Below are 5,833 nucleotides of genomic sequence, written 5' to 3' on the forward strand. Positions count from 1 at the left end.
AGTCGTCATGCGCGCACGGCCTGTCGGCGTGGTGCGGAGTCGGTCGCAGTGTTGGGGGCGGTTCCGAGGCGCGATCGCACGAACGCACTGAAGTCGGGCGCAAGCCGGCCAAGGGTACGAATGGCAAAGCCGCGCGCCCGCAGCCGCAGGGCCTCCCGCCTGTCGAGCTTGCCCCCGAGGCCCGGCAAGAGCAGCGCCTTTGCAAGGATCCTCGCCCGTGCCGTCGGGTCACCGGCAAAGCGATGGTCAGTGAGGAACTGCTGGCGCCGCTGCCTGGACATCCGCCGCCATACGGCGCGCTGCAGGGCCTGAACCGACCGCTTGAGGTCGAGTTCGCGCCGCAAATAGGAGGCTTTGAGCTCGGCGTTGCGGGTGGTCTGTTCGGCATTCTCGGCCCAGACGGCGAGCGGCGTCATGGCGACGTAGATCGGCTCGCAGATGGAGAAGGTGCGCATGTATTCCTGGAGCGTCGCCGTGGTCGAATACTCGATTTCCAGCCGGCACTTAGTGTCGCGGGACCAGAACAGCCCACCGTTGGAAACACCGATGCCAATCAGGAGCGACTGTCTGAAGTCCTCGGACTGATAGAGCCCATCAACGTAAAGGCGATCGAGCAGGCCCCCTTGGCTCAAATGCGCCTCGGTCGTGCCGCTCGCATGCTCGATGAACTGATTGCGCAACAGGATCTCGACGCCCTCTTGCCTGCACAACGCGATGTTCTCGGCAAAGAACGTGGGCAGGATGTAGTTATCGTCCTCCACCACGCAGAAATAGTCGGCACTACGCGGGTTGGCGGCAGTGAAGCACTGGTTGATGTTCTTAGAGGCAAAGCGCTGCGGGGAGTTGTGGTTGTAGTGGATACGTGGATCCGCAAGCGCCTCGACAGCCGCCTTGCCCGCGCCGGTCGGATCGTCGTCGTAGACGTCGCACACCCAATTTGTCCAGGTCTGGGCGATCAGTGAACCGAGAGCACGCTTCAATGCTTCGGGACGCTTATAGGTCGGAGTGCGCACGTGAACCAGGCCAGCATTGCGCTCCGTCATCGTCTATCTCCTGTTCCGTCGGCGTCGTTCATCCGATCGCCTCTCCGGCCTGCCTTGGCTGCGGACCGGCGGCGACCGCTGCGCCGTCTGTAGTCACGAGTGTCAGCCGGTCGGCAGGAATGAACCCAGCCGCGTAGATGCCGGCCGGATCATTGCAGACGACCTTCAGATCGCGGCCGTTGCCGAGATCGGCAAGCTCGGCCCAGACCTCGCGCGGCGAAGGATGCATCCAGTCCATGTCGGCATGTCCTTTATAGGGCGGTACAATGCGATGGGAGGCAGGGGCCTGCGGGCTCCGCATGCCGCCCAGAAGCAGAACGCCCTCCGCGCGCGGCGGCGCTTGGTGCACCGCGACAGGCGCCGGCCTGCGCCGCCGATCGTCAAGCGACCGCCAGAGATTGGAGGCGAGACGCGGCCGGCGGGCGAGGAGCGCAAGCGCGCCTATGGCGTCGCGTTGCTTGATTCTGGCAACCAGCCGTTCATAAGCGTGGCTGTGCTCGAGGCGCTGCATGCGCTCTTCGAGAGCGGCGGCGACCAGAGCGGGGAAGGGACCTTCTCGCTCGACGAGGCGCCGCTGGTTGTCGATCATCGCCGCCACGTCCTCGATCGAGAGACGGTGGGAGATCGAACCACTATGACGGCGATAGAGGTACCAGGGTTCGGGAACCACCTGGAGGCTGGCGCCGGTGAGCAACAGGCGCAGCAGCAGGTCGTAATCCTCGCCGATGCGCAGCGTTTCGTCATATCGGGTGTCGCCGAGGACAGACGCCCTGATGAGGGGTTTGAGATAGCCGAGCGGTGCGGTGCCGGGACGGTAGCCGGCGAGTATCCAATCCTCTGCGCTCACGCGGAACGGGCGACGCTGCCCCTCGCCGAGAAGGAAACGCGTAGGCGTGCCGTCCTCGTGAAAGTGCAGGAGGTTGTCGGCAACGATGTCGGCGCTGAAGTGCCGGGCTGCTGCCAAGAGCCGTTCGAACCGCTCGGGATGGATCATATCGTCGGAATCGACGATGGCGATCCATTCGCCGCGCGCCTGCGCCAGGGCCCGGTTGCGCGATCGCGCAGGGCCGGCATTGGCTTCGGCCTCGATCAGATGGACTCGCGCGTCGCGAAGCGCGGCCTCACGGGCCAGCGCAAGGCTCTCGTCACCGGAGGCATCGTCAGAGATGATGACTTCGAGGTCGCAGACGGTCTGGTTGAGGACGGATTCGAGCGCGCGCGCGATCCTGCGGCCAGCCTGGTAATTGGCCATGATCACCGACACGAGCGGGCGAGGCGACGCCTCCAACGGGGGTTGAGCTTGCAGCATGGGTTCGCCACCCGGTTAGGGGGTCTCAATGCGGCAGCACGGCCGCGCCAGCATGGCACGCGCCAGCTGGCGTTGCGTCGTTGCCTCAGGGCGTGCCGGTGAGGACTTCGTCGACGTCCGAGAGCATCTTGTCCAACTGGTCGATGTGTTCGGAGATCTGTCTGATGCGCCGCGTCGCGGCGGCCGCACTCTCTTCGGCCTGCCGGATCGCCCCTTCGTCGTCTTCGTTGCGCTCGCCGAACTCGGGCGAGTTGTCGAGGAGGCTGGTGGCCTGGGCGTAGTAGACGTCGACGCGCTGCTGCAGTCCGTCGCGCTCACGCGTTGCACTCTCGATGGCGGCGGCGATCGACCGCCGCACCGTCATGAAGCGGTCGAGATCGGTATTGGCGTCGCGCTCGGGGCTCCTGGTGCGGAACATCCTTGCGCCCATCGTGAGAATGGATGCCATGTCTTACTCTCCAGAAATCCGCGCGGTATCTGATCCGCCACGTTCCGGTCAGCGGCTGCCGGTGCGCGACAGCACGACCTTGACCGTTCGCAGCATGATCATGATGTCGCCGAGGAGTGACCATTCCCTTACATACTGCGCATCAAGTTGCACGCGCTGGTCATAGTCAACGTCACTGCGGCCGCTCACCTGCCAGAGGCCGGTGATGCCGGGCCGGGTGGCGGCATAGGCGACGATCTCACCCGCATAGCGCGCCATCTCGGCATGGACTATCGGCCGAGGCCCGACAAGGCTCATATCGCCACGGATGACGTTGAAGAGCTGTGGCAACTCGTCGAGGCTGGTTTCGCGCAGGAAGCGGCCGATCTTGGTCACCCGCGGATCGTTGCGCAACTTTTGCGTCGCCTCCCACTCGGTTTTCGCCTGAGGGAACATTTCGAGATGCCTCGCCAGAGCCTCCTGGGAGTCGACCACCATGGAGCGGAATTTCAGGCAGCGGAAGCGGCGTCCTTTGTGCCCGATCCGTTCGTGGGCGAAAAAGACGGGGCCGCGGTCGGTCGAAAACATAATGACGGCGATGAAGAACATCGCCGGCAGTGCGCAGAACAGCAGAATCGAGCCGGCAACGACGTCGAAAGCGCGCTTGACTGCGCCTCCTTTCGGCTCGCGGACCTCGGATGCTATCTGTGATGTATCCAATCCAGCATTGATAACGGACATTTTCTTTACCCGAACTGAGGAAACGACATTGGCTGCGTATCCAGTCCCAGTATTTCGGCCCAAAGGTCCGGGACTAGGCCGTATTTCTTTAGATGGACGAAGAAATACGGCTGTTGTTGTAATCAAGGTCGAGGCGAACCGGATAATAGGCACGCCGCGATTGGTTGGTTACATGGCGCCAATAACTGATTGCATCTTGTCGAAGGCGCTGGACACCCTCTTGCAAATCAGCCTGCATCATCTGAGCGAAAGGGAACATGAATGCCTGAGGCCTGCAATACTTTGGCTGCATAGCAGTCATGCGAACGGTTCGCCCTAAATTTGGCACAAACCCGCTCTCGGAAAACTATGAGGACAGGTTTGCGTTGAGGACGCACACTGGTGCTCAAGAAGTGGGCAAACATATGGCCGGCTCAAGTCGAACCGGTCAGGTTTCCGTTGATGGATGCAATGCTTACAGTTGGCTGACCATGATGGTCAGCCAATTTACAGGGTGAAAAGGAAAACAACTCCATTCCACAAAAGATAAATTCCAATCCAACCCGCCAGGATTACGGCGAGGGCGGTCACACCCCAAGGCCAACGGGACCAGAGGTTCCTGCGGCCTTGGAGGTCCTGCGCATGCAGGCGGGCATCGTCGATGAGCGCTTTTTCGTCGCGACCGTCTTGCTGCATGCGAGCCTCCTTCTGTCGGCATCATGGGCAATATCAGGGACAGCATGGCGTCGGGTCGCTGACCGTCCCTTAAGACCGCATGGACCGAGCACGAAACATGTGCTTCAGGGTAAACGCCGCCCAAACCAATTCGGTCGACCCGATCGGCAATTTTTACCTGATGGTGGCCGGCTTCTCCATTGCGTCACCGGTCAATAGTAGCGGCTGGCCGGAGAAACTACAATGACCGCTTCTTCAACTCCGATCGCCATGCCCATGTCAATCGATGCGGGCGATAATGCTGTGCTCACTTTCTGATAAAAATTAATACAATGACTTCTCGGTATAGTTTTTCGTGAGAGATCAGAAACGGTATGCTGGTCTCGTGCAATCGTTTGGGAGGCTACGGCGGGCGATCACTGAAATCCGCAGATACGTATTTGTTATTAAAAATTCATCCTCGATGGTTTGTGGCGATTTTTGGGCGTGAAGGGTAGGCGGTAGGCACTTCCTGCTTGCAAATTAGCTATGCATCAATGTCGGCTCTTTGTGGTGGACTTTGTATAGTCCTTATGTTGCCCTTCCTGGGCAGATTGTTTTCTAACCCGAGGAGTTTCGACCATGGTGAAACGTGTCAGGACAGCGGTGTTCCCGGTGGCAGGGCTGGGCACGCGGTTCTTGCCGGCGACCAAGGCCATGCCCAAGGAGATGCTGACGGTCGTCGACCGCCCGCTCATTCAATATGCCGTAGACGAGGCCCGCGAAGCGGGCATCGAGCATTTCGTTTTCGTGACCGGCCGCAACAAGGGCGTGATCGAGGACCATTTCGACCGTCAGTTCGAGCTCGAGACGACGCTCGAGGTGCGGGGCAAGGCGACAGCGCTCGCCGAACTGCAAAAGGACCTGCCTTCAGCCGGCCGGACGAGCTTTACCCGTCAGCAGGAGCCGTTGGGACTTGGCCATGCGGTATGGTGCGCGCGTGACATCGTAGGTACCGAACCTTTCGCGCTGCTTTTGCCGGACATGCTGTTCAAGGGCAAACCGGGTGTCCTCAAGCAGATGATGGAGACATACGAAGAAACCGGCGGCAACGTTATTGCCGTCGAAGAGGTGCCGCTCACCGAAGTCTCTGCCTATGGCGTCGTTGCCAGGGGCGAGGGGGACGACAGCGGGTTCCGCATCACCGACATGGTCGAAAAGCCCAGGCCCGAAAGCGCTCCCTCCAATCTCATCATTTCCGGCCGCTACATCCTGCAGCCGGAGGTCTTCTCACTGCTTGCCGATCAGCCGCGCGGGGCGGGGGGTGAGATCCAGATCACCGACGCCATGCAGACGCTGATGCGCAGCCAGCCGTTCGTCGGGGTCAAGTATCGCGGGCAGTCCTTCGACTGCGGATCCAAAGTCGGGTTCCTGACCGCCAACGTCGTCTATGCGCTCGATCGCGACGACATCCGCGAGGGGTTCCTCGAGGCCCTGGGCAAGGTCGGGCTCGACAGCAGGCTGCCCGATCCGCTGTTGCGCGCCGCCGAATAGGCGGCAGGCATGCGCCCTGTCGAACGAAATGGGGCCATCCTCAAGGATGGCCCCATTCGTATACTACTAGGTTGTAGTGACAATTTAGCTATTTGAGCCACAGCATGATGCTTGCGAGCTTGATGA

The 5,833-nt window shown here is 61.1% G+C and carries 6 protein-coding genes; 1 reads left to right on the plus strand and 5 read right to left on the minus strand.

Annotation, left to right across the window (positions count from 1 at the left end; all coding sequences use genetic code 11):
• Positions 1-5 precede the first annotated feature (5 nt).
• The 5 genes from QQK18_RS26195 to QQK18_RS26215 form a co-directional block, all read right to left on the minus strand.
• On the minus strand, positions 6-1,043 hold the full coding sequence (locus tag QQK18_RS26195; RefSeq protein WP_284343367.1) for a glycosyltransferase family 2 protein: 1,038 nt from the start codon (positions 1,041-1,043) through the stop codon (positions 6-8).
• A 28-nt stretch (positions 1,044-1,071) separates the two neighbouring features.
• Positions 1,072-2,352, minus strand: coding sequence for a glycosyltransferase family 2 protein (locus QQK18_RS26200; protein ID WP_284343368.1), 1,281 nt, complete (start codon positions 2,350-2,352; stop codon positions 1,072-1,074).
• A gap of 85 nt (positions 2,353-2,437) precedes the next feature.
• Positions 2,438-2,800, minus strand: coding sequence for a hypothetical protein (locus QQK18_RS26205; RefSeq protein WP_284343369.1), 363 nt, complete (start codon positions 2,798-2,800; stop codon positions 2,438-2,440).
• Between the two features lie 48 nt (positions 2,801-2,848).
• Positions 2,849-3,520: a sugar transferase gene (locus QQK18_RS26210; RefSeq protein WP_284343370.1), complete on the minus strand. Its 672-nt coding sequence runs from the start codon at positions 3,518-3,520 to the stop codon at positions 2,849-2,851.
• A gap of 486 nt (positions 3,521-4,006) precedes the next feature.
• A complete protein-coding gene (locus QQK18_RS26215) occupies positions 4,007-4,195 on the minus strand; it encodes a hypothetical protein (protein WP_284343371.1) in 189 nt (62 codons plus the stop codon).
• A 600-nt stretch (positions 4,196-4,795) separates the two neighbouring features.
• Here QQK18_RS26215 and galU point away from each other — a divergent pair.
• A complete protein-coding gene (galU, locus tag QQK18_RS26220) occupies positions 4,796-5,707 on the plus strand; it encodes a UTP--glucose-1-phosphate uridylyltransferase GalU (RefSeq protein ID WP_284343372.1) in 912 nt (303 codons plus the stop codon).
• Positions 5,708-5,833: the final 126 nt, after the last annotated feature.

It is taken from the genome of Devosia nitrariae, from assembly GCF_030160115.1.
Taxonomy (GTDB): Bacteria; Pseudomonadota; Alphaproteobacteria; order Rhizobiales; family Devosiaceae; genus Devosia; species Devosia nitrariae.

Bases quoted from the DNA above. Each gene is read 5' to 3' on its own strand.
- galU (WP_284343372.1), top strand. From the start codon at position 4,796: ATGGTGAAACGTGTCAGGACAGCGGTGTTCCCGGTGGCAGGGCTGGGC.
- QQK18_RS26195 (WP_284343367.1), bottom strand. From the start codon at position 1,043: ATGACGGAGCGCAATGCTGGCCTGGTTCACGTGCGCACTCCGACCTAT.
- QQK18_RS26205 (WP_284343369.1), bottom strand. From the start codon at position 2,800: ATGGCATCCATTCTCACGATGGGCGCAAGGATGTTCCGCACCAGGAGC.
- QQK18_RS26215 (WP_284343371.1), bottom strand. From the start codon at position 4,195: ATGCAGCAAGACGGTCGCGACGAAAAAGCGCTCATCGACGATGCCCGC.
- QQK18_RS26200 (WP_284343368.1), bottom strand. From the start codon at position 2,352: ATGCTGCAAGCTCAACCCCCGTTGGAGGCGTCGCCTCGCCCGCTCGTG.
- QQK18_RS26210 (WP_284343370.1), bottom strand. From the start codon at position 3,520: ATGTCCGTTATCAATGCTGGATTGGATACATCACAGATAGCATCCGAG.